This window comes from Streptomyces sp. NPDC003720, from assembly GCF_042875075.1.
Taxonomy (GTDB): Bacteria; Actinomycetota; Actinomycetes; order Streptomycetales; family Streptomycetaceae; genus Streptomyces.
The window spans coordinates 28,748-49,366 of record NZ_JBIANZ010000007.1; the positions used below are offsets into that span (position 1 = coordinate 28,748).

Here is a 20,619-nt window from a genome sequence, read left to right on the forward strand (position 1 = left end):
TCGTCAGGTTTCCGTGCGGTACATCAGGTCGGTCTCGTACGTCGTGAAGCCGAGCCGCTCGTACACCGCGACCGCAGCCTTGTTGTCGGCGTCGACGTAGAGCATCGCCGTCGGCAGCCCCTGCGCCGCCAGGTGGCGCAGGCCGATCAGGGTCAGGGCCTTGCCGAGCCCGCCGCCCTGCTCGCCCGGCCGGACGCCGAGCACGTACACCTCGCCGAGCGCCTCCTCGGCGTGCACCTTGGTCCAGTGGAAGCCCACCAGCTCCCCGCGCCGCTCCGCCAGGAAGAACCCGGCCGGGTCGAACCACGGCAGGGCCTTGCGGTCGTCCAGGTCGCGCTGGGTCAGCGAGCCCTGCTCGGGGTGGTGCGCGAACGCGGCCGCGTTGACCGCGAGCCAGGCCGCGTCGTCCTTGCCGGGCACGAAGGGCCGCACGCTCACGCCCTCCGGCAGCACCGGCTCGGACAGCTCCGGGTCGGTCAAGGGCCGCCGCATCTGGCGCAGTTCACGGAACAGGGTGAGGCCGAGCACCTGGGCGAGATGCCGGGCGGCGGAGTGCCCGCCGTGCGCCCACACCCGCAGCCGCTTGCCCGAGGCGGCGAGCACCGCCGAGCCCAGCGCCCGGCCGTGCCCGTGCCCGCGGTGCGCCGGGTGGACGACCAGTTCGGCGGCCGGCGCCTCCACCGGGTCGGTGTCCTCCAGCTGGCCGTACCCGACCAGTTCGCCCCCGGCGGTCAGCAGCAGGTGCGACACGCCCTCGCGCGGGCCGCCGTGGAGCTGCAGCCGGCCCTGCTCGGACACCGGCTGCTGCCCGTCGACGCGGGCGGCCTCGGCGAGCAGTTCGAGCACGGCCTCGGCCTGCTCCGGGTCGAGCGCGGAGCGGGTCTCGAGGGAACGGGAGGGGACCGGCCGTACGGTGTCGTCGCTGCTCATGCGTACGAGGGTACGGGGCCGCCGGAGCGAAGTCCCGGTACCGCGGAAGGGGGAAGTCCCGGTGCGGCGGAGGGAGGGGGCCGGCGGGGCGGAGGCGGGGGTCCCGGCGGGGCGGAGGGGGCGGGTTCCGGTGCGGTGAGGGGAGAAGGACGGCAAAGGGAAACCAGGACGTAACCACGAACCCCCTGTCGCGCTACGCGCGTTGACCTTAGGCTGCGCGGCGAACGGGGGCCACGCGCCCCAGCCGACCCACAGGGGGGTTACATGTCAGCCGCACCCCGGCGCACCAGACGCAGGACCTACGGCCTCCTCGCCACCACCGCCGCTCTCGCCACCGCCGCAGGCCTGGCCGCCGCCCTGCCCGCGCAGGCGCACTCCGGCAAGGACGGCCACGGGCACGGCGGTTCGAGCCGCTACCAGGACGTACAGCTCCTGTCCTTCAACGACCTGCACGGCAACCTGGAGCCCCCGTCCGGCTCCTCCGGCCGGGTCACCGAACTCCAGCCGGACGGCACCACGAAGACGATCGACGCGGGCGGCGCCGAGTACCTCGCCACCCATCTGCGCCAGGCCCGCGAGGGCCACCCGTACTCCATCACCGCGGCCGGCGGCGACATGGTGGGCGCCTCCCCGCTGCTGTCCGGGCTCTTCCACGACGAGCCGACCATCGAGGCGCTCAACAAGCTGAAGCTGGACGTCACCTCGGTCGGCAACCACGAGTTCGACGAGGGCGCGCGGGAACTGGCCCGCCTGCAGAACGGCGGCTGCCACCCCACGGACGGCTGCTACGGCGACGGCGAGTTCCAGGGCGCCGACTTCCCGTACCTCACCGCCAACGTCCTGAACGAGAAGACGGACCGGCCGATCCTCAAGCCCTACTGGGTGTGGAAGAAGAAGGACGTCAAGATCGGCTTCATCGGCGTCACGCTGGAGGGGACCCCCGACATCGTCTCCGCGGACGGCGTCAAGGGTCTGAAGTTCAAGGACGAGACCGAGACGATCAACAAGTACGCCAAGGTGCTCCAGCGCCAGGGCGTGCAGTCGATCGTGGCCCTGATCCACGAGGGCGGTTTCCCGGCCTCCGGCTCCTACAACTACGACTGCGACTCCGCGGGCGCGGGCTCCGGCATCTCCGGCCCGATCGTGGACATCGCGAAGAACGTCTCGCCGGCGGTCGACGCGCTCGTCACCGGCCACACCCACAACGCCTACGTCTGCACGATCCCCGACCCGTCGGGCCGGCCCCGCATGGTCACCTCCGCGGCCTCCTTCGGCCGTCTGTACACGGACACCACGCTCACCTACGACCACCGCACCGGTGACATCGTGCGCACGGCCGTGAAGTCCGCGAACCACGTGGTCTCCCGGGACGTCCCCAAGGCGGCGGACATGACCGGGCTGATCTCGAAGTGGAACACCCTGGCCGCCCCGATCGGCAACCGGCCCATCGGCTACATCTCCGGTGACATCAACAACACCGGCACCGAGTCCCCCATGGGCGACCTGATCGCCGACGCGCAGCTCGCCCACGGCAAGCAGCTGGACCCGAAGACCAGCCTCGCCCTGATGAACCCGGGCGGTGTGCGCGCGGGCCTGACCTACGCGGCCAAGGGCGCCGAGGGCGACGGGGTCGTCACCTACGCGGAGGGCTTCACGGTCCAGCCCTTCGCCAACACCGTGAACCTCCAGGACTTCACCGGAGCCCAGCTCGTCCAGGTGCTCAAGGAGCAGGTGAGCGGACCCAACGAGGCGGCTCCGAAGATCCTCCAGCCGTCGGCCGGACTCACCTACACGCTCGACATGACCAAGTCCGGGGCGGACCGCGTGGTCACCGACTCCATCCGGCTGAACGGCGCCGCCATCGACCCGTCGGCCACCTACCGCGTCGCCACCAACAGCTTCCTGGCGGGCGGCGGCGACGGCTTCCCCACCCTGGGGCAGGGCACGAACGACCTGGTCGGCAGCGACGACCTGGCCGCCCTTGCGGACTACCTGACGGCCAACTCCTCGGCCGCCGCCCCGATCGCGCCGCCGAAGGCGGACCGCGTGACGATCACGCGGTAGCCGCCGTGCGCCGGGCCGCGTCCCGTCCCGTGGTTTCCGTGTGAATGCCTCGCCGGTTCCGAAATGGCCCTGAGAATCCTTCTCAGGGCCATTTCACTGAGGTCTGACCGACTTCGAGGGCGTCTCTCCGCCCCCCCGGACTCCCGCCGCCCCGCCCTGCGGGGCGTCGGCTGCACCGCGGGTCCGGGCGAACAGGTCGCGCTGCTGCCGCAGCAGACGCCGGTCCTGAGCGGCACCGCCGGTAAGGGGCGGGGCGGGTTACACGGACTCCGGCGGAGCCGTGGCCGCGCCCGGGAGGCGGATCGTGGCGGTCGTGCCGCCGCCCTCCGCCCGGGCCAGCGAGACCTCGCCGCCCGCCTGCTGGACCGTGCGGGCCACGATGGACAGGCCGAGGCCGGAGCCGGGCAGGGCGCGGGCGCTGGGGGAGCGCCAGAAGCGGTCGAAGACGTGCGGGAGTTCGTCGGCGGGGATGCCGGGGCCGTGGTCGCGGACCGTCAGGACGCCCTCGGCCAGCCGCACCTCGACGGTGCCGCCCTCCGGGCTGAACTTCACCGCGTTGTCGAGGACGTTGACCACCGCCCGCTCCAGCGCGGAGGGTTCCGCGCGGACGTACCAGGGCTCGAGGTCCGCCGTGATGGTCAGTTCGGGGCCGCGCAGACGGGCCCGGCGCAGGGCCGCCTCGACGGTGTCCTGGAAGGACACCACCTGGACGCGCTCGCCCCGCTGGCCCTCCGAGCGGGACAGCTCCTGCAGGTCGCCGATCAGCGCGGCCAGCTCCGTCATCTGCGCCTTCACCGAGGCGAGCAGCGCCTTGCGGTCCTCCGGGGGCAGCGGGCGGCCCGTCTCCTCGCTGCGGGTGAGCAGCTCGATGTTCGTGCGCAGCGAGGTGAGGGGGGTGCGCAGCTCGTGGCCGGCGTCCGCGATGAGCTGCTGCTGGAGGTCGCGGGACCCGGCCAGCGCGGTGGTCATCGAGTTGAAGGAGCGCGAGAGCCGCGCCACCTCGTCCTCGCTGTCGTCGTCGACGGGGATGCGGATGCCGAGGTCCTCGGTCCGGGCCACGTGCTCGACGGCCTCGGTGAGCTTGTCGACCGGGCGCAGCCCCGCCCGGGCCACCGCGAGTCCCGCCGCGCCGGCCCCGACGACTCCGATACCGGAGACGAGGAGCAGGATCAGGGCGAGGTCCTTCAGCGTGTCCTGGGTGTTCTTCAGCGGTATGGCGACCATCAGGGCCGTGTTGGGGTACATCTGGGGCTGCGTCCCGGGCCCCGGACTGAACGTCAGCGGCTGGGTCAGCACCCGCACCGCGTTGCCGTCGGAGTCGGTGCCGTCGCGCAGGATGCCGTCGTGCAGCAGCCCGTCCTGGTCGTCCGCCCGGGCGATGACGTCGGTGTCGGCGGAGGTGGTCTTCACCCGGCCGGCGGAGTTGGAGGACACACAGGCGGTGCCGTTCTGCTTCACGAGCTGGATGTAGTAGTAGTTGCCGTGCGCGTGGAAGTCGCCGAGTCCGGCGTCGCCGGGGGTCTGCGGGCACGACTCCAGCGTGGAGACGATGTTCACCAGCCGCTGCGGCTCCGAGACCTTCTGCAGATCGGCGTCGACCTGGTCGTACAGCTTGCGCTCCACGATGAACCAGCACGTCACCGAGACCGCCGCCACCGCGAACGCCACCGCCGCCGCGACCAGCATCGCCAGCCGGGCCCGGATCGGCAGCGCCCGGTAGCGGCGCGCCAGCCGCCTCACTCCGCGCCGCCCTGCCGCAGTACGTACCCGACGCCCCGGACGGTGTGCACCAGCCGCGGCTCGCCGCCCGCCTCGGTCTTGCGGCGCAGGTACATGACGTAGACGTCCAGCGAGTTGGAGGAGGGCTCGAAGTCGAAGCCCCAGACGGCCTTCAGGATCTGCTCGCGGGTCAGGACCTGGCGCGGGTGGGCCATGAACATCTCCAGGAGCGTGAACTCCGTGCGGGTCAGTTCCACCTGCCGGCCGCCCCGGGTGACCTCCCGGGTGGCGACGTTCATGCGCAGGTCGCCGAAGGTCAGCGCCTCGTCCGCGAGGGCCTCGGACGACACGTCCGCCGCGTACGAGCTGCGCCGCAGCAGCGCGCGGATACGGGCGAACAGCTCGTCCAGCTCGAAGGGCTTGACCAGGTAGTCGTCGGCCCCGGCGTCCAGCCCCGTCACCCGGTCGCCCACCGTGTCGCGGGCCGTGAGCATGAGGATCGGGGTGGTGTCCCCGGCGCCCCGGATCCGGCGGGCCGCGGTCAGGCCGTCCATGCGGGGCATCTGGATGTCCAGCACCACCAGGTCCGGCCGGTACGCGGCCGCCTTCTCCAGGGCGTCCGCGCCGTCGACCGCGACCTCGGTGCCGTACCCCTCGAAGGCGAGGCTGCGCTGCAGTGCCTCGCGCACGGCGGGCTCGTCGTCGACGATCAGGATGCGCTGGGGGTCACGGTCGCCTTCGGCGGGGCTCATCGCTCGCGGTTCCTCGGGGTGCGGTGGGTCGGGTGGACGGGCTGGCTCTCAGCCTCGCACGCCCGGGTGGCGCGGGGCACGCACGCCGGGCTCAGGAGCCCAGCATGCTCAGGCCGCGTGCCGCGCCGAGCTGGTGCACCGCGCTCAGCCGGCGCAGCGGCACCTTGCGGCGGTGCGGACGGTCGGCGGAGGTGCGCAGGCCCATCAGCTCGGGGGCCGGTACGGCCACCTCCGGGACGCGGGGGCCGGCGGCGGGGGCGTGCAGCTCGTGCGCCACCGCGAGCGGGAGGTCGAGGGCGGCCGGGCCGGTGCCGGTGACGTCACTGTGCGAGACCTGAGTGATCATGACGTGCTCCCTACTGTGCCGGGTGGGTCGGTCAGCTGGTCGAGCCGGCCCGCAGCTTGGCGAGGTCGGACTTGACGGTGTTGACGGGGATCGCGAAGCCGAGCCCGACGCTGCCCGCGTCCGAGGACGAGGAGGCCTGCGAACTCGACGAGTACATCGCGGAGTTGATGCCGATGACGCGGCCGTTCGAGTCGATCAGCGCGCCGCCGGAGTTGCCGGGGTTCAGCGAGGCGTCGGTCTGGATCGCCTTGTAGGTCGTCGTGGAGGAGCCGGTGTCGCCGTTGAACTGGCGGCCGCCGAACTGGAACGGCCACTGGCCGCCGTCGTCCTGGCCCTGGTTCTGGCCCTGGCTCTCGTCGGTGGAGACGGTCACGTCCCGGTCGAGCGCGGAGACGATGCCGCTGGTGACGGTGCCGGTGAGGCCCTCGGGGGAGCCGATCGCGACGACCGAGTCGCCGACCTGGACGCCGGAGGAGTCGCCCAGCGCGGCGGCCGTCAGCCCGGAGGCCCCCCGCAGCTTGATCAGCGCGAGGTCCTTGGAGCTGTCGGTGCCGACGACGCCGGCGGTGTAGCTCTTGCCGTCGCTGGTGCGCACCTTGATCGTGGAGGCGCCGGAGACGACGTGGTTGTTGGTGACGATCTCGCCGCCGGAGGTGGTGATCACACCGGAGCCGGTGGACGAGCCGTTGCCGAGGGTCGCCCGGATCTCGACGACGCTGGGGCTCACGGCCGAGGCGATGGCGGCGACGTCGCCCCTCTTGCCGGCGGGGACCACGGTGGTCGTGGCGCCGGCCGAGGCGACGGTGTCCTTGCCGGTCAGCTCCTGGAAGGCGTAGGCGGTGCCGCCGCCCACCGCGGCCGCGACGATCGCCACGGCGGCGAGCAGCGCTATCGGTCCCCGGGGGCGCTTCCCGGCGGGTACGGCGGCCGGTGCGGTGACCGGCTCGGCGCCCGGCGCCGGGACCGTGGCCGCCGCGGGCTCGTACGCCGGCGGGGGCGGCCACTCGGGGTTCACGGGAGCGGAGTAGACGTGCTGCCGGGCGTGGGCGCCCTGGGGGCCCTCGTACTCGTACTCGCCGCTGCGGCGGAGGCTCTCGGTCATGACAATGAGGATGTCCCGCGACCATGAGAGCCGCCTGAGTGCTCCCTGAGAAGCCCGGCAGAACCTCGTTTGCCCGATGTAAAGACGCTTCCGCCCGCTCGGAGCGGGCTCTCACCCGCTCCTCAGATATGCGCCGGGGCCCTCACTCCGAGCAGCCGCAGGACGTGCGCACCACCAGCCGCGACGGGAACGTCTTCAGTCGCTCGCGCCGGGATCCGGCCACCCGCAGTCCGTCGTCCAGGACCAGGTCCACCGCGGCCCGGGCCATCGCCGAGCGGTCCGAGGCGACCGTGGTCAGCGGCGGGTCGGCGAGCGCCGCCTCCTTGATGTCGTCGAACCCGGCCACCGCCAGCTCGCCGGGCACGTCGATGCGCAGCTCGCGGGCGGCCCGCAGCAGGCCGATCGCCTGGTCGTCGGTGGAGCAGAAGAAGGCGGGCGGGCGGTCCGGCCCCGCGAGCACCTCGAGGGCCACCCGGTAGGCGTCGTAGCGGTTGTACGGAGCCTCGTAGAGCCGGCCCTCGGTGGGGATGCCCGCCTCGTCCATCGCCCGCTTCCAGCCCTCGACGTGGTCGGAGACCGGGTCGCCGACGGCCGGTGTCTGCGCCGTGCCGCCCATGCAGGCCACGTACTCGTAGCCGTGCTCCAGCAGGTGCCGCACGGCGAGCTGGGCGCCGCCCAGGTCGTCGGTGACGACGGCGACGTCGTCGATCGCCTCCGGGCGCTCGTGCAGCAGCACCACCCGGGCGTCCCACGCGTCGATCTCGGCGGCGGCCTGGTCGTTCAGGGCGTGCGAGACGAGGATGAGGCCGGAGACCCGCATGCCGAGGAACGCCCGCAGATAGTGGACCTCGCGTTCGGCGATGTAGTCGGTGTTGCCGACCAGGACCATCTTCCCGCGCTCGGATGCGGCCTGCTCGACCGCGTGCGCCATCTCCCCGAAGAAGGGCTGGCGGGCGTCCGGGATGATGAGGCCTATCAGGTCCGTCCGGCGCGAGGCCATGGCCTGGGCGACCCGGTCGGGCCGGTACCCCAGCTCCTTGATCGCCGCGAGGACACGCTCGCGCGTGGCCGGGGCGACCGGCCGGGGTCCGTTGTTGATGACATAACTGACGACGGCGGTGGAGGTCCCAGCCAGCCGTGCCACGTCATCACGAGTCACCTTCGCCACGCGCGGAGTCTACGCGGATTGACCCGCTCCGGGCAGGGCGTATCACATCCCGGCCATGCGCCGGCGGCGCACCGCCGGGCCCGGCCGTCCCCGGCCTACGCGTCCGCGTGGATCTCGGCGGCGTCGAGTGCGGCCGAAGCGTCCGCTTCGTCCGCCTTCGCCCGGTCCGCCTTGGCCTTGTTCTCGTCGGCGCCGCGGTCGCCCTTCTCAGGGGTGACGAAGCGGTAGCCGACGTTGCGGACGGTCCCGATCAGCGACTCGTGCTCCGGGCCGAGCTTGGCGCGCAGCCGCCGTACGTGCACGTCGACCGTGCGGGTGCCGCCGAAGTAGTCGTAGCCCCAGACCTCCTGCAGCAGCTGGGCGCGGGTGAAGACCCGGCCGGGGTGCTGCGCGAGGTACTTGAGCAGCTCGAACTCCTTGAAGGTCAGGTCCAGGACCCGGCCCTTGAGCTTGGCGGAGTAGGTCGCCTCGTCCACGGAGAGGTCGCCGTTGCGGATCTCCATGGGGGAGTCGTCGTTGACGATCTGCTGCCGGCCCATGGCGAGCCGCAGCCGGGCCTCGACCTCGGCCGGACCGGCCGTGTCGAGCAGCACGTCGTCGATGCCCCAGTCGGCGGTGACGGCCGCGAGGCCGCCCTCGGTGACGACGAGGAGGAGGGGACAGCCCGGTCCGGTGGAACGCAGGAGCTGGCACAGGCTGCGCACCTGCGGCAGGTCGCGGCGACCGTCGATGAGGATCACGTCGGCGCCGGGGGTGTCGACGAGGGCGGGACCCTCGGCCGGCGCCACCCGCACGTTGTGCAGCAGCAGGCCCAGCGCGGGGAGCACCTCCGTCGACGGCTGGAGGGCGTTGGTCAGGAGCAGCAGAGAACTCATACGTCTGGTTCCTCCTCGGTCCCTGCGAGGACATGTGCGGTACGGAACTGCTCTGCGATCCCGAAGGCCCCGTACGTCCGCGGTCTCCCGCTTCGTATACAACGCTTCCGAAAGCACAAAAGGACCCGGGGGCTGCGCTGCCCGAGTCCTCTGCCGAGCAGAATAGCCCACATGGGCAACCGTTCGTCGGGTCATGTGGCGCGTTCCACCGTTCGTCCGAATCGCGAGACGGCCGGACGGTCCCCTATCCGGACTTTCCTCCGCACATCGGACGGGATCGCGGTCGAGGCCGTATACGATCCGGGCCCGGTCGTATACGAAGCGTCCCCGTCGGCCTCCTCGCCACCCTCCGGCTACCCGGTGTTCGTGATCGCCCACGGCTTCACCGGGGACGTGGACCGCCCGCACGTGCGCCGTGCGGCGGCCGTGTTCGCCCGCTACGGCGCCGTCGTCGCCTTCTCCTTCCGCGGCCACGGCGCCTCGGGCGGCCGGTCCACGGTCGGCGACAAGGAGGTGCTTGACCTGGCCGCGGCGGTGGAGTGGGCGCGCGGCCTCGGGCACCGGCGCGTGGTGACCGTCGGCTTCTCCATGGGCGGCTCGGTGGTCCTGCGGCACGCGGCCCTGCGGCCCGGCACGGTCGACGCGGTGGTCGCGGTCAGCGCGCCCGCCCGCTGGTACTACCGGGGCACCGCCCCCATGCGCCGTCTGCACTGGCTGGTCACCCGTCCGGCGGGTCGGCTGGTCGGCCGCTACGGCCTGCGCACCCGCATCCACCACCGGCAGTGGGACCCGGTGCCGCTCTCCCCGGTGCAGGCGGTGCCCCGGATCGCGCCGACCCCGCTGCTGATCGTGCACGGCGACCGCGACGGCTACTTCCCCCTCGACCATCCCCGGATGCTGGCCGAGGCGGCCGGCGACCACGGCGAGCTGTGGGTGGAACCGGGCATGGGCCACGCGGAGAACGCGGCGGACGACGCCCTGCTGGCCCGCGTGGGGGACTGGGCGGCCGCGCGGGCGGGCTAGCCTGACACCATCCGTCTTTGTTCTGTCCGCCGTCGATAGAGGAACCAGATGCCCAAGGTCACGGTCCGCTACTGGGCCGCCGCCAAGGCCGCTGCCGGGGTGGCGGAGGAGCCGTACGACGCGGCCACGCTCGCCGAGGCGCTCGCCACGGTGCGTGAGCGGCACCCCGGTGAACTCACGCGCGTCCTGCGGCGCTGCTCCTTCCTCGTCGACGGCGACCCCGTCGGGACCCGCGCGCATGAGACGGTACGGCTGGCCGAGGGCGGCACGGTCGAGGTGCTCCCGCCGTTCGCAGGAGGATGAGGCGATGAGCGACCAGCCGTACCAGGGCGGGCCGTACGAGGGCTACGACCCGTACGGGCAGCAGCCCTATCAGCATCGCCGGCACCAGCAGCCCCAGCAGTCGCCGGAGCAGCACCAGGGGCAGCAGGGGTGGGCCGGCCACGACGCGTACGCGCAGCCCGGCCACGACACGCAGCACACCCAGCAGTGGCAGGGGCAGACGTGGGAGACGCAGACCCACGCGCCGGTCCAGCCGGCCGGCGGGGCGTACCCGCTGCCCCCCGAGCAGCAGGGGTACCAGCAGCCGCACCAGGCGGCCCAGCACCGGCCGCAGGTCACCGAGCCGTACCAGCCGCAGGCCGGCGAGCCGTACGCGCTGCAGACCGGCGACCCGTACGCGCCGCAGCACGGGGCACCGCACGCCCAGCCGCAGCACGGGACACCGCACGCGCAGCCGCAGCCCGGGACGTACGCGGGGGCGCACGCGGGGGCGCCCGCGGCGGAGGCCCCGGCCGGTGACGGGGGCGAGCCCGGGTACGGTCCCGCCACCCTCGCCGGCAACAGCCGTGTCACCGACGCCCAGCGGGCCCGCCTGGAGGGCCGCTCCCCGGTCATCGAGCCCGGTATGCAGCCGGCGCTGCTCACCGTCCTGCTGGGCCTGCTGCTGGCCGTGACGGCGCCCGTCGGCTCGTACGCCCTCGTCGTGCCGCTGGTGCTGCTCCAGGCCGTGACGGCCGCGGGCTGGTTCCGGCTGAACGGCATGTGGCCCGCCCGGCAGGGCATCGCGCTGGCCTTCGCGGGAGCGCTCACCGCGGACGTCGCGGTGCTGGCCGCGGGCCGCGACCACGCGCCCGCCGCGATCCTCGGTCCGCTCGGCGCGTGGGTCCTGCTGTCCCTCGTCCTCCAGCTCCGCTCGCACGCCTCGCCCGACGAGCGGATGTACGGCCTGATGGCGACGGTCGCCTCGACGGCCCTGTCGGTGCTGGCCACCGGCTACCTGGGCGCCGACCCGCACGCGGTGTCGGTGGGCGCGGCCGCGGTCGCCGTGGCCGTGGTGGCCCGTGCGCTGCCGCTGCCCACCCCGGCCTCGGTCGTGGTCGCCGTGCTGGCGGCGGCCGGCGCGGGCATCGCGGTGGGCGGCGTGACCGGATTCGGCGCCAGCGGTTCCGCCCTGGGCGCGGCGGCCGGCGTCTGCGCGCTGATCGGCCACCGTGTCGCCAGTTACGACTACCCCTCCCGCTTCGTGCACTTCACCGCGGGTGTGGCCCTGCCCCTGTCGGCGGCGGCCCCGGTGGTGTGGGCGCTGGGGCGGGTGCTCGGCTAGCCGGCCGGACCCGCCGCGCCCCGGGCGCGGACATGCCGAAGGGCCGCATCCCCCTGGCGTCCAACCCAGGGATGCGGCCCTTCGCCGTCACCGAGCCCGTTCGGCCCGCTCAGTCCGCTCAGACGGCGATGGCGACCTCGGCCAGCCCGCCCTGCTGAGCGACGACCGTGCGGTCCGCCGTGCCGCCGGGCACCAGCGCCCGGAGGGTCCAGGTGCCCTCCGCCGCGTAGAAGCGGAACTGGCCCGTGGCGGAGGTGGGCACCTCCGCGGTGAACTCGCCGGTCGAGTCCAGCAGCCGGACGTAGCCCGTCACCGGCTCGCCGTCCCGGGTCACCTGACCCTGGATCGTGGTCTCACCGGGCTTGATCGTCGAGGCGTCCGGGCCGCCGGCCTTCGCTCCACACATGCGTCTCTCCGTAAGGGGTCTGACCAGAAGGTCGGTCGGGAAGGGTTGGTTTGCGGTTACTTGCCGGAGCCGAGCTCGATCGGCACGCCGACCAGGGAGCCGTACTCGGTCCAGGAGCCGTCGTAGTTCTTGACGTTCTGCACACCGAGGAGCTCGTGCAGCACGAACCAGGTCAGGGCCGAGCGCTCACCGATGCGGCAGTAGGCGATGGTGTCCTTGGCGAGGTCCACGTCCTCCTGGGCGTAGAGCTCGCGCAGCTCGTCGTCCGACTTGAAGGTGCCGTCGTCGTTGGCGTTCTTGGACCACGGGATGTTCGCGGCGGTCGGGACGTGGCCCGGGCGCTGCGACTGCTCCTGCGGCAGGTGGGCCGGGGCGAGCAGCTTGCCGGAGAACTCGTCGGGGGAGCGCACGTCGACCAGGTTCTGGGAGCCGATCGCGGCCACGACGTCGTCGCGGAAGGCGCGGATCGAGGCGTCCTGCGGCTTGGCCTTGTACGCGGTGCCGGCGCGCTCGGGCACCTCGTCGCCGGCGACCAGCTCGCGGGCGTCCAGCTCCCACTTCTTGCGGCCGCCGTCGAGGAGCTTGACGTTCTCGTGGCCGTACAGCTTGAAGTACCAGTAGGCGTAGGACGCGAACCAGTTGTTGTTGCCGCCGTAGAGGATCACCAGCGTGTCGTTGGCGATGCCCTTCTTCGACAGGAGCTTCTCGAAGCCCTCCTGGTCGATGAAGTCACGACGGACCGGGTCCTGCAGGTCCTTGGTCCAGTCGATGCGGATCGCGTTCTTGATGTGGTTCTTCTCGTAGGCGGACGTGTCCTCGTCCACCTCGACGATGGCGACGTTCGGGTCGTCCAGGTGCTCCTGGACCCAGTCCGCGTCTACGAGGACGTCGCTGCGGCTCATGCTCTTTCTCCTCCGGGGCAGTTACGGCGGGGCGTGCAAGTGCGTGGGTGCGGGCGCTCGGACGCGAGCGGCGCACGGGTGCCCTTCGAGACAGGGCGGTGGGGAACGCGGGGGCCGGGGCGGCCGCTACCGCTTCAGAAAGGGCGACAGAGCATGGCGGCAACGCGGCACAGGTCCACTGCCCGCCGCTTCGTGAGATCCGCCTGTCGCCTCATGGGTTCGATCGTAGGGATGTCTGGGCGGACGTGTCACCGGCGTGTCGCATTCTGAGACGCGATCGTCCGAATGGTGGGAACAGAAGAGCGCCCGGACCGTCCTCGCACGGTCCCCGGGCGCTCGGGTGCGCTGTCGCATCTGCGGTACGGACGCGGGTGTCTCGACTGCCGGACAACCGCCGTTCTCCGCCGGCTTTCGTACTACCCCGCCAGCCTGACGTCCGAACCCTTCACGCCGATCTCCACGCCGTCCTTCGTGGCCTGCACCCTGGCCAGCTCGATGCCGCCGGGCAGCCGGTCGATGACCTGCTGGAAGTCGGTGACCGAGCGGATCAGGCCCTCCGCGAGGTCGAGGCCGCCGAACCTGGGCACGCCGTCGGCCTTCACCTGCACCTTGTCGTCCTTGACGGCGACCGAGCTCAGCAGGTGGATCGTGGCCAGCCCGGAGACCTTCACGGCCAGCTTGATCTTGCCGTTCCCCCCGTCCGACAGTCCGACCACCTGGGCCGTGAGCCCCAGGCCGAGCGGGGTGGGCTCGGACTTCGCGGCCTTCAGCAGCTCGTCGTAGGCGATGGTCGCCGTACCCGTGGCGTCGGCGGCGGTGGCCGAGCTGTAGTCGCCGGAGAAGGTCACGTCCCGCATGTCGGCCCTGAGGTCGTCGATGCGGATCGTCTGCGCGCCCTTGCCGGTGGCCGCCTCGTAGTCCTTGACGCCGACCTCGACGTCGTCCAGCTCGCCGCTCGCCATCTGGGTCAGGAACGGGAAACCCTTGATGGACACGTCGGGCGTGCTCGACAGGTTCTCGGTGGTCTTCAACCGGTCGGCCACCTCGCCCTCCGCGAAGTGCACCGCGACCCGGTCCACGACGACGAACAGCAGGCCGACGACCACGAGGAGGACCAGCAGTATTCGCAAGGCGCGCATGTGGTGAGTACCCCCGGGGTCGGCAGTGGTCTGGGTACGCCACGGTAACCGGGCGGGGAGCGGCAGGCGGAGGATTGTCGATCGGTTGTGACAGCGGCGGGACCGGGCGCCGCGACCTAGGCTTGAAGCATGCTGGCCCGTCGACGGCACATCTACTTCGCCATGATGGCGACCTGTATCGGTCTCTTCGTCCTGGCGTGGGGCGTGGTGCGCCTGTGGTCGATCCCGGCGGCCGTGGGCATGTGCGTGGCGGCCATGGTCATGCCGCCGGTCGCCGCGATGGTCGCGAACCGGAGGGGACCCGACGACCGCTGGTGGGACGACCCGTCCGGCGACCCGAAGTCCGACGAGTGGTGGGACGAGCTGGACGGCAAGAAGCGCCGCCCGTAGGCGCCGCCGGCAGGAGGGGGCAACACATGGCATCGGCACGGCTGTCCACGGTGGTGCTCGACGCGCCCGACGCGCACGCGCTGGCCGGCTTCTACCGGCGCCTGCTCGGCTACGCCGTGCGCGCCGAGGAGCCCGACTGGGTGCTCATCGGCCCGCCGGGCGGCGGCACGGCGCTGTCGTTCCAGACGGAACCCGGATACGTCCCGCCGGTCTGGCCCGGCCGTGAACCGGGCGGCCAGCAGATGATGCTGCACCTCGACATCGAGGTCGACGACCTGGAGGGCGAGACCGCACGGGCGCTCGCCGAGGGCGCGACGCTCGCCGCGCACCAGCCGCAGTCCGACGTCCGGGTGCTGCTGGATCCCGCCGGGCACCCCTTCTGCCTGTGGAGCCGGCAGGGGGAGTGAACCGTCCGGAGCGCGGTCCCGCGCGGTCTCAGTAGACGAGCGCCTGGGTCCCGTCGGCCAGCGCCTCCTGCACGAAGACCTGGGCGCCCGCGATCCGTACGCCCTCCAGGACGTCCTTCTCGGTGATCTCGCGCCGGGCCGCGCACTGGGTGCACAGGGTGATGCGGCCGGCCGTGAGGATCGAGTCGATCAGGTCGGGCAGCGGGGCCGCGTGCGGCAGTTCGAACTCGGCGGCCCGGCCCGGCAGCGCGAACCAGGACGACTCCCCGGTCAGCCACAGGGAGACCTCGACCCCGCTGGCGACGGCGACCGCCGCCACCGTGAACGCCTGCGAGCAGCGCTCGGGGGCGTCGGCCCCGGCAGTCACCTTGATCACGAGCTTCTTCGCCATGGCCGAATCGTAATCAACGCCGCAGCAACTCCCGGACTTGACCGTGAGTCTGCTGTGCAGCGTGGATTCGGAAGTCACGCTTCCCGTTCTGTGGGGGGAAGTCTTGGAAGAAGCAGAAGTGCCGGAAGACAGACCCGGCGGGCCGGATGTTCCCGGTGTGGCGAATGATCCGGTCGAGCGGACCGGAACCGGCGCGGCGGCCCTCTCCGGTGCACCCGCCCCGGGCCGGTCCCGCCGGCGCGGCCGTACGGCCCGGCTGGCCGGTGCCGGCGCGCTGCTCGGCCTGGTGGCCGGTGTCTGCGCCGGCTACCTCGTCCAGGCCGAGCGCGAGCCCACGAGGCTGCCGTCGCTCTCGCAGCCGGTGATCGGCCAGGCCGAGGGAGACGTCGAGCCGCTCTCCGCCGCCGAGGACCGCAAGGTCAGGACGGACGGCGACCTGCGCAAGCTGCTGCTGGACAAGCCGCGCGGCGCGCGCACGGCGTCCTGGGTGCCGCAGGACGGCTGGATGGAACTGGCGGAGTACGCCGACCACTTCAGCCGCCCCGGCGAGAAGTTCAACTCGCTCGCGACGGACCAGTTCCGCCGGGCGGCCGTCACCGGCTGGAAGGTCGGCACCTCGTCCGTCGTCGACATCCGGCTGGTCCAGTACCGGCAGGAGGACTCCATGGCGGCGGCCGACGCCACCCACACCATGGAGGACGACGTGGAATCCGCCCCGGGAGCTAGGAGCTGGAGCATCCAGGGGACCGGGGACGGGATGGCGTACGTCCACCCGCGGCCGGTCGTCGACTACGGGTCGGGACGGACGCTGTACTCGGCCGAGGCGTACGCATGGCGCGGTGACGTGGCGATGGAGATCTGGGTGTTCAGCAACGGCCCGATCACCGAGAAGGAGATCAGGGACCTGGCCCGACGGCAGATGGAGCGGCTGTGACCGAGAACCCGAACAGACCGCCGGAGTCCGCTACGGCCACCACCCCGCCTGCCCCCGTCGAGCCGGCCGCGCCCGTCGAGTCGGCTGTCCCCGCCGTGCCCGTCGAGCCGGCCGTGCCTGCCGAGCCGGCCGTGCCTGCCGAGCCGGCCGTGCCTGCCGAGCCGGCCGTGCCTGCCGAGCCGGATGTGGCCGTCGAGTCGGCTGTCCCCGCCGTGCCCGTCGAGCCGGCCGTGCCTGCCGAGCCGGATGTGGCCGTCGAGTCGGCTGCCCCCGCTGTGCCTGCCGACATGGCCGCGCCCGTCGAGCCGGCCGTGCCGGTCGCGCCCGTCGAGCCGGCCGTGCCGGTCGCGCCCGTCCAGTCGGCCGAGCCGGCCGCGCCCGCCGAGCCGGCCGCGCACCCCCTCCCCGAGCCCGTTCAGGGCGGTGGTGGGCGTACGGGCCGGCGGCGGATCCGTGTTTCCGTCGTCGCCGGGTGCGTGCTGCTGGCCGGAGCCCTCGTCGCCGGGGTGGGGCACACCGTCGTCACCGTGCGGGCGGCCGATCGGGACGCCGGCCCGCCGCTCTGGCGGTTTCCCAGGACCGCGGCCGACGAGAAGAAGGCGGAGCCGCGGCACGGGCTCGCGGGCATGCTCGTGCCGTACGGGACCGGCACCTGGGTCCCCGGTCCCGACATCGGGGAGTTCGGCGCCGACGCCGAGCTGACCGGCGCCCAGGCCACGGCCCTGCGCAAGCGGTCGGTGAGCGGCCTGCCCCGGACCACCCGCAAGGAGATGGAGCGGCAGATCGACCGGCAGCACATCACCGGCATGGCCATGCGCAGCTACTTCAGCGCGCAGTCCCAGCCCTACCTGTGGAACGAGGAGGTCTACGCGGTGAGCATCACGCTGTCCCGGATGGGGGACGAGTCCGCGGCCCGCCGCATCTCCACGTCCACCAACAAGATCGTCCAGGAGCTGGGCGCCCTGCGCGCGGGGCCGGCGGTCAAGGGCCACGAGGACGCCAAGTGCTTCCGCTCGCCCAAGGGTTCGGGCGAGGGCGTGAACGGGATGTTCTGCTCGGCCTACGTCGGCGACGTCCTGGTCACCATCACCGCGTCCGGTGCGAAGACCCTCGACGGCGACGGGGTCGCGAAGCTCCTCGCCACCCAGCTCGACCGTATAGCCGAACCGGGAGCGGCCGTATGAGCGAACACCTGTCGACAGAGCCGTCCGCCGCGCTGCCCGAGCCGGCGCCCGAGCCGGCGCCCGAGCCGGCGCCGTCCGCCCCCGGCCGGGACCGCCGCCTCCTGCGGGCCGTGCTGCGCTGGACCGCGGCCGTCGTGGCGTTCGCGGCGGTCGGGGCCGGCACGGCGTACGGGATCACCCGGATGGACCGTACGGACGTACCCGGACTCGCCACCGAGTCCGACGGCCGGTGGGACTACCCGGAGCTGACCAGGCCCCCGCTGCCCGCCGGCAGCCCCGCCCCCTTCGCCGATTCGAACCGGGCCGGTTCGCACTTCGCCGACCTGCGCGCCCTGCTGCTCCCCGCGCCCGAGGGCGCCACCGAGGACAAGGCGCTGCGCGGCCGGGACGGCTGGCTGGCCACCGGCGCCTACCTGGCGGAGTTCCCGCGCAAGGAGGAACGGGACGAGCTGCGGCAGAAACTCCTCGACACCGGCTTGCGGCACATCGCGGCCCGCGGCTGGACCATGCCGGACGGCACCCGGACCCGGATCTACCTGCTGCAGTTCGGCACGGCGAACGTCGTGGAGAACGAGTTCGCCAGCGAGAACGTGGCGTACAGCGTCCCCGGCCGCCAGGTGCGCGGCGTCGGTGAGGCCGTCTACGACGAGCGCTTCCCCGACGCGGCGTCGGTGTCCGGGACCGAGCGCACCGCGTACGTCGAGACCAGGCCCTACGGCGCCGAACAGGTCCGTGAGGCCTTCGTCTCGGCGGGGGACGTGTACGCCGTGGTCCTGCAGTCCCGGAAGGGTTCCGCCCTCGCGATCCCCTTCCAGCAGACGGTGGTGCTGCAGAGCCAGCTGCTCCGCTGACCCCCCGACGGGCTCCGGGGCGCCACCTCGGAAGGAGGGCCGGGTCCCGGCCGCGTAAGCTGGGCCCCGGCTCTGTCGTACGCCCACCCTCGCTCAAGGAGCACCCGTGGAGATCTTCTTCGAAACCCTGCTGGTCCTGGTCTGCGTCGGCGTTCTCGCCTTCGCCGGTCTGACCGTGAAGAAGCTGTACCAGGGCCAGCGCTGACCACCCCCACCCAGGAACTCTGCCGATCATGATCGAGATCCCGTCCGACCTGCACAAGGACCTCGTCCCGCTCGCCTTCCTGCTCGGCAACTGGGCCGGCGCGGGCGTGCACGACTTCCCCGGCTCGGAGAAGTGCAACTTCGGTCAGGAGGTCACCTTCGGCCACGACGGCCGGGACTTCCTGGAGTACCACTCCCGCACCTGGGTGCTGGACAACGACGGCAACAAGGTCCGCCCGCTGGAGTCGGAGTCCGGCTTCTGGCGGATCGACGCCGAGCGCCGGGTCGAGGTGACGATGACCCGCGACGACGGCGTCATCGAGATCTGGTACGGCGAGATGGCCGACAAGAAGCCGCAGATCGACCTCGTCTCCGACACCGTCGCCCGCACCCCCGACGCCCCGCCCTACACCGGCGGCAAGCGGCTGTACGGCTACGTGAAGAGCGACCTCATGTGGGTCGGCGAGAAGCAGACCCCCGAGGTCGAGCTGCGCCCCTACATGTCGGCCCATCTGAAGAAGGTCGTCACCCCGGAGGAGTTCGAGCGCTGGGCGAAGGCCCTGCCCGACGACATGCCGGACGACGGCATCGCGTTCTTCAAGTAGGCCACGCCGTCCGGGCGGCCCGGTCTCCGGCCGGCTCGCGCTTCCGCCCGGTCTGCTCCCGGCCGGCCCACGCCGGCCCGTGCTTCCACAGGCCCGTCCGCCGGCGGGTCCGCCTCACGGCGGCCCGTCCGGCGGGCGGGCCTGTCGCCGCGTGAGCCCCGGGGGCCGGTGGCCCTAGACTTTCCGGTGTGGTGAGCACCGACTGGAAGAGCGACCTCAGGCAGCGCGGCTACCGGCTCACGCCGCAGCGGCAACTCGTGCTCGAAGCCGTGGACGCCCTGGAGCACGCGACCCCCGACGCCATCCTCGGCGAGGTGCGCAAGACCGCCTCGGGGGTCAACATCTCGACCGTCTACCGCACGCTGGAGCTGCTTGAGGAACTCGGTCTGGTCAGCCACGCCCACCTCGGCCACGGCGCGCCCACCTACCACCTCGCCGACCGCCACCACCATCTGCACCTGGTGTGCCGCGACTGCGAGAACGTCATCGAGGCGGACGTGGACGTGGCCGCGGACTTCACCGCCAAGCTCCGCGAGCAGTTCGGCTTCGACACCGACATGAAGCACTTCGCGATCTTCGGCCGCTGCAAGGACTGCGCCCTGAAGGGCTCAACTACCACGACGTAGGCTTGCCGGTATGAAGAGCCCTCTGCTGTCCCTGCCCGGCGCCGTCCCCGGCGAGGGCCCGGACGAAGGCGTCGCCGCCCACTACGGCGAGCTGTTCCGCGAGCAGCGCGCCCTCGCCGAAGGCACCGGCTTCGTGGACCTGTCCCACCGCGGCGTGATCACCGTCACCGGCGAGGACCGGCTGAGCTGGCTGCACCTGCTGCTCACCCAGCACGTCAGCGACCTGCCGGCGGGCGAGGCCACCGAGGCCCTGATCCTCTCCGCGAACGGCCACATCGAGCACGCGCTCTACCTGGTGGACGACGGCACGACGGTCTGGGCCCACGTGGAGCCCGGCACCGAGCAGGCGCTGATCGCCTACCTGGAGTCGATGAAGTTCTTCTACCGGGTCGAGGTCGCCGACCGCACCGCCGACGTGGCGGTGGTCCACCTGCCCGCCGGCTCCATCGCCGAGGTGCCCGAGGGCGTCGCCGTACGCGAGACGGCGTACGGCCGTGACCTCTTCCTGCCGCGCGCCGAGCTGGAGTCGTTCGCCGCGAGGTCCGGCCCCGCGGCCGGCCTGCTCGCCCACGAGGCGCTGCGCGTGGAGCACCACCGCCCCCGCCTCGGTTTCGAGACCGACCACCGCACCATCCCGCACGAGCTGGGCTGGATCGGCACCGCCGTCCACCTCCAGAAGGGCTGCTACCGCGGCCAGGAGACGGTGGCCCGGGTGCAGAACCTGGGCAAGCCGCCCCGGCGGCTGGTCTTCCTGCACCTCGACGGCAGCGAGGTGCACCTGCCCGCCCACGGCACCGGGATCCGCCTCGCGGACGAGGGGCCCGACGGCCGCAGGATCGGCTTCGTGACCACGTCCGTGCGCCACCACGAACTGGGCCCGGTGGCCCTCGCCCTGGTCAAGCGCAACGTACCGCTGGACGCCCGGCTGGTGGCCGGGGAGACGGCCGCCGCCCAGGAAGTGATCGTCGAGCCGTAGCGCCCTCGCCCGCCGCGGC

General features: G+C 72.6%; 24 protein-coding genes. 12 read left to right on the forward strand and 12 right to left on the reverse strand.

The annotated features are described in order from the left end of the window. Positions 1-3: 3 nt before the first annotated feature. On the reverse strand, positions 4-930 hold the full coding sequence (gene mshD / locus ACFYU0_RS19965) for a mycothiol synthase (RefSeq protein ID WP_389302872.1): 927 nt from the start codon (positions 928-930) through the stop codon (positions 4-6). 264 nt (positions 931-1,194) lie between these two features. On the opposite strand from mshD, the gene ACFYU0_RS19970 reads away from it, so the two are divergent. Then, the gene (locus ACFYU0_RS19970) at positions 1,195-2,994 is read left to right on the forward strand and encodes a bifunctional metallophosphatase/5'-nucleotidase (protein ID WP_389302875.1); all 1,800 of its coding nucleotides are present in this window, start codon (positions 1,195-1,197) and stop codon (positions 2,992-2,994) included. A gap of 258 nt (positions 2,995-3,252) precedes the next feature. Here ACFYU0_RS19970 and ACFYU0_RS19975 read toward each other — a convergent pair whose 3' ends face one another. The 6 genes from ACFYU0_RS19975 to ACFYU0_RS20000 all read right to left on the reverse strand — a co-directional run bounded on the left by ACFYU0_RS19975 (position 3,253) and on the right by ACFYU0_RS20000 (position 8,956). Continuing rightward, positions 3,253-4,734, reverse strand: coding sequence for a HAMP domain-containing sensor histidine kinase (locus tag ACFYU0_RS19975; RefSeq protein ID WP_351666140.1), 1,482 nt, complete (start codon positions 4,732-4,734; stop codon positions 3,253-3,255). Continuing rightward, a complete protein-coding gene (locus ACFYU0_RS19980; protein ID WP_351666138.1) occupies positions 4,731-5,465 on the reverse strand; it encodes a response regulator transcription factor in 735 nt (244 codons plus the stop codon). The genes ACFYU0_RS19975 and ACFYU0_RS19980 overlap by 4 nt, the downstream gene beginning before the upstream one ends. A gap of 91 nt (positions 5,466-5,556) precedes the next feature. Further along, positions 5,557-5,811: a hypothetical protein gene (locus ACFYU0_RS19985; protein WP_351666136.1), complete on the reverse strand. Its 255-nt coding sequence runs from the start codon at positions 5,809-5,811 to the stop codon at positions 5,557-5,559. A 31-nt stretch (positions 5,812-5,842) separates the two neighbouring features. Further along, positions 5,843-6,913, reverse strand: a complete 1,071-nt coding sequence (locus ACFYU0_RS19990; protein ID WP_389302880.1) for a S1C family serine protease — start codon at positions 6,911-6,913, stop codon at positions 5,843-5,845. Positions 6,914-7,055: 142 nt separating this feature from the next. Further along, positions 7,056-8,081, reverse strand: a complete 1,026-nt coding sequence (locus ACFYU0_RS19995) for a LacI family DNA-binding transcriptional regulator (protein WP_351666132.1) — start codon at positions 8,079-8,081, stop codon at positions 7,056-7,058. Positions 8,082-8,176: 95 nt separating this feature from the next. Beyond that, a complete protein-coding gene (locus ACFYU0_RS20000) occupies positions 8,177-8,956 on the reverse strand; it encodes a winged-helix domain-containing protein (protein WP_389302883.1) in 780 nt (259 codons plus the stop codon). Positions 8,957-9,127: 171 nt separating this feature from the next. Here ACFYU0_RS20000 and ACFYU0_RS20005 point away from each other — a divergent pair, with 171 nt between their 5' ends. Genes ACFYU0_RS20005 through ACFYU0_RS20015 form a run of 3 tightly spaced genes read left to right on the forward strand, consistent with a single transcriptional unit; the run spans position 9,128 to position 11,585 of the window. Beyond that, the gene (locus ACFYU0_RS20005) at positions 9,128-9,979 is read left to right on the forward strand and encodes an alpha/beta hydrolase (RefSeq protein WP_389302886.1); all 852 of its coding nucleotides are present in this window, start codon (positions 9,128-9,130) and stop codon (positions 9,977-9,979) included. Between the two features lie 48 nt (positions 9,980-10,027). After that, positions 10,028-10,282, forward strand: a complete 255-nt coding sequence (locus ACFYU0_RS20010; RefSeq protein WP_389302889.1) for a MoaD/ThiS family protein — start codon at positions 10,028-10,030, stop codon at positions 10,280-10,282. Positions 10,283-10,286: 4 nt separating this feature from the next. Continuing rightward, a complete protein-coding gene (locus ACFYU0_RS20015; protein WP_389302892.1) occupies positions 10,287-11,585 on the forward strand; it encodes a hypothetical protein in 1,299 nt (432 codons plus the stop codon). 118 nt (positions 11,586-11,703) lie between these two features. Here the strand turns inward: ACFYU0_RS20015 and ACFYU0_RS20020 are convergent, their stop codons facing one another. The 4 genes from ACFYU0_RS20020 to ACFYU0_RS20035 form a co-directional block, all read right to left on the reverse strand. Further along, a complete protein-coding gene (locus ACFYU0_RS20020) occupies positions 11,704-11,991 on the reverse strand; it encodes a DUF1416 domain-containing protein (RefSeq protein WP_006348354.1) in 288 nt (95 codons plus the stop codon). Positions 11,992-12,047: 56 nt separating this feature from the next. Next, entirely contained in the window at positions 12,048-12,893 is an 846-nt protein-coding gene (locus tag ACFYU0_RS20025; protein WP_389302896.1) for a sulfurtransferase, read from the reverse strand. 134 nt (positions 12,894-13,027) lie between these two features. Then, positions 13,028-13,108 carry an Ms5788A family Cys-rich leader peptide gene (locus ACFYU0_RS20030; RefSeq protein WP_351055874.1) on the reverse strand — a complete coding sequence of 27 codons (81 nt, stop codon included), beginning with the start codon at positions 13,106-13,108 and terminating at the stop codon, positions 13,028-13,030. A 201-nt stretch (positions 13,109-13,309) separates the two neighbouring features. Further along, the gene (locus tag ACFYU0_RS20035) at positions 13,310-14,032 is read right to left on the reverse strand and encodes a DUF2993 domain-containing protein (RefSeq protein WP_389302898.1); all 723 of its coding nucleotides are present in this window, start codon (positions 14,030-14,032) and stop codon (positions 13,310-13,312) included. A gap of 129 nt (positions 14,033-14,161) precedes the next feature. On the opposite strand from ACFYU0_RS20035, the gene ACFYU0_RS20040 reads away from it, so the two are divergent. Together ACFYU0_RS20040 and ACFYU0_RS20045 are read left to right on the forward strand one after the other, a co-directional pair. Beyond that, positions 14,162-14,422, forward strand: a complete 261-nt coding sequence (locus tag ACFYU0_RS20040; RefSeq protein ID WP_389302900.1) for a DUF3099 domain-containing protein — start codon at positions 14,162-14,164, stop codon at positions 14,420-14,422. Between the two features lie 26 nt (positions 14,423-14,448). Next, on the forward strand, positions 14,449-14,829 hold the full coding sequence (locus ACFYU0_RS20045) for a VOC family protein (RefSeq protein WP_351666116.1): 381 nt from the start codon (positions 14,449-14,451) through the stop codon (positions 14,827-14,829). A 28-nt stretch (positions 14,830-14,857) separates the two neighbouring features. On the opposite strand, the gene ACFYU0_RS20050 is transcribed toward ACFYU0_RS20045, so the two are convergent. After that, a complete protein-coding gene (locus ACFYU0_RS20050) occupies positions 14,858-15,220 on the reverse strand; it encodes a DsrE family protein (RefSeq protein WP_389302902.1) in 363 nt (120 codons plus the stop codon). Positions 15,221-15,377: 157 nt separating this feature from the next. Between ACFYU0_RS20050 and ACFYU0_RS20055 the strand changes: the two genes are divergently transcribed. The 6 genes from ACFYU0_RS20055 (at position 15,378) to ACFYU0_RS20080 (ending at position 20,600) form a co-directional block, all read left to right on the forward strand. Beyond that, positions 15,378-16,154, forward strand: coding sequence for a hypothetical protein (locus ACFYU0_RS20055; RefSeq protein WP_389302905.1), 777 nt, complete (start codon positions 15,378-15,380; stop codon positions 16,152-16,154). After that, positions 16,151-17,338 carry a hypothetical protein gene (locus ACFYU0_RS20060; RefSeq protein ID WP_389302907.1) on the forward strand — a complete coding sequence of 396 codons (1,188 nt, stop codon included), beginning with the start codon at positions 16,151-16,153 and terminating at the stop codon, positions 17,336-17,338. Before ACFYU0_RS20055 ends, ACFYU0_RS20060 begins: the two co-directional genes overlap by 4 nt. After that, positions 17,335-18,189 (forward strand): hypothetical protein, encoded by an 855-nt coding sequence (locus tag ACFYU0_RS20065; RefSeq protein WP_389302910.1) that lies wholly within the window; start codon positions 17,335-17,337, stop codon positions 18,187-18,189. The genes ACFYU0_RS20060 and ACFYU0_RS20065 overlap by 4 nt, the downstream gene beginning before the upstream one ends. A gap of 233 nt (positions 18,190-18,422) precedes the next feature. Further along, the gene (locus ACFYU0_RS20070) at positions 18,423-18,998 is read left to right on the forward strand and encodes an FABP family protein (protein ID WP_389302912.1); all 576 of its coding nucleotides are present in this window, start codon (positions 18,423-18,425) and stop codon (positions 18,996-18,998) included. Between the two features lie 188 nt (positions 18,999-19,186). Next, positions 19,187-19,624, forward strand: a complete 438-nt coding sequence (locus tag ACFYU0_RS20075) for a Fur family transcriptional regulator (protein WP_351666104.1) — start codon at positions 19,187-19,189, stop codon at positions 19,622-19,624. A gap of 10 nt (positions 19,625-19,634) precedes the next feature. Continuing rightward, a complete protein-coding gene (locus ACFYU0_RS20080; protein ID WP_351666102.1) occupies positions 19,635-20,600 on the forward strand; it encodes a folate-binding protein in 966 nt (321 codons plus the stop codon). Positions 20,601-20,619: the final 19 nt, after the last annotated feature.

Excerpts from the sequence above, each read along its gene's own strand:
- mshD (WP_389302872.1), bottom strand. The coding sequence starts at position 930 with ATGAGCAGCGACGACACCGTACGGCCGGTCCCCTCCCGTTCCCTCGAG.
- ACFYU0_RS19970 (WP_389302875.1), top strand. The coding sequence starts at position 1,195 with ATGTCAGCCGCACCCCGGCGCACCAGACGCAGGACCTACGGCCTCCTC.
- ACFYU0_RS19980 (WP_351666138.1), bottom strand. The coding sequence starts at position 5,465 with ATGAGCCCCGCCGAAGGCGACCGTGACCCCCAGCGCATCCTGATCGTC.
- ACFYU0_RS19985 (WP_351666136.1), bottom strand. The coding sequence starts at position 5,811 with ATGATCACTCAGGTCTCGCACAGTGACGTCACCGGCACCGGCCCGGCC.
- ACFYU0_RS19990 (WP_389302880.1), bottom strand. The coding sequence starts at position 6,913 with ATGACCGAGAGCCTCCGCCGCAGCGGCGAGTACGAGTACGAGGGCCCC.
- ACFYU0_RS20000 (WP_389302883.1), bottom strand. The coding sequence starts at position 8,956 with ATGAGTTCTCTGCTGCTCCTGACCAACGCCCTCCAGCCGTCGACGGAG.
- ACFYU0_RS20005 (WP_389302886.1), top strand. The coding sequence starts at position 9,128 with ATGGGCAACCGTTCGTCGGGTCATGTGGCGCGTTCCACCGTTCGTCCG.
- ACFYU0_RS20010 (WP_389302889.1), top strand. The coding sequence starts at position 10,028 with ATGCCCAAGGTCACGGTCCGCTACTGGGCCGCCGCCAAGGCCGCTGCC.
- ACFYU0_RS20015 (WP_389302892.1), top strand. The coding sequence starts at position 10,287 with ATGAGCGACCAGCCGTACCAGGGCGGGCCGTACGAGGGCTACGACCCG.
- ACFYU0_RS20020 (WP_006348354.1), bottom strand. The coding sequence starts at position 11,991 with ATGTGTGGAGCGAAGGCCGGCGGCCCGGACGCCTCGACGATCAAGCCC.
- ACFYU0_RS20025 (WP_389302896.1), bottom strand. The coding sequence starts at position 12,893 with ATGAGCCGCAGCGACGTCCTCGTAGACGCGGACTGGGTCCAGGAGCAC.
- ACFYU0_RS20030 (WP_351055874.1), bottom strand. The coding sequence starts at position 13,108 with ATGAGGCGACAGGCGGATCTCACGAAGCGGCGGGCAGTGGACCTGTGC.
- ACFYU0_RS20035 (WP_389302898.1), bottom strand. The coding sequence starts at position 14,032 with ATGCGCGCCTTGCGAATACTGCTGGTCCTCCTCGTGGTCGTCGGCCTG.
- ACFYU0_RS20040 (WP_389302900.1), top strand. The coding sequence starts at position 14,162 with ATGCTGGCCCGTCGACGGCACATCTACTTCGCCATGATGGCGACCTGT.
- ACFYU0_RS20045 (WP_351666116.1), top strand. The coding sequence starts at position 14,449 with ATGGCATCGGCACGGCTGTCCACGGTGGTGCTCGACGCGCCCGACGCG.
- ACFYU0_RS20050 (WP_389302902.1), bottom strand. The coding sequence starts at position 15,220 with ATGGCGAAGAAGCTCGTGATCAAGGTGACTGCCGGGGCCGACGCCCCC.
- ACFYU0_RS20065 (WP_389302910.1), top strand. The coding sequence starts at position 17,335 with ATGAGCGAACACCTGTCGACAGAGCCGTCCGCCGCGCTGCCCGAGCCG.
- ACFYU0_RS20070 (WP_389302912.1), top strand. The coding sequence starts at position 18,423 with ATGATCGAGATCCCGTCCGACCTGCACAAGGACCTCGTCCCGCTCGCC.
- ACFYU0_RS20080 (WP_351666102.1), top strand. The coding sequence starts at position 19,635 with ATGAAGAGCCCTCTGCTGTCCCTGCCCGGCGCCGTCCCCGGCGAGGGC.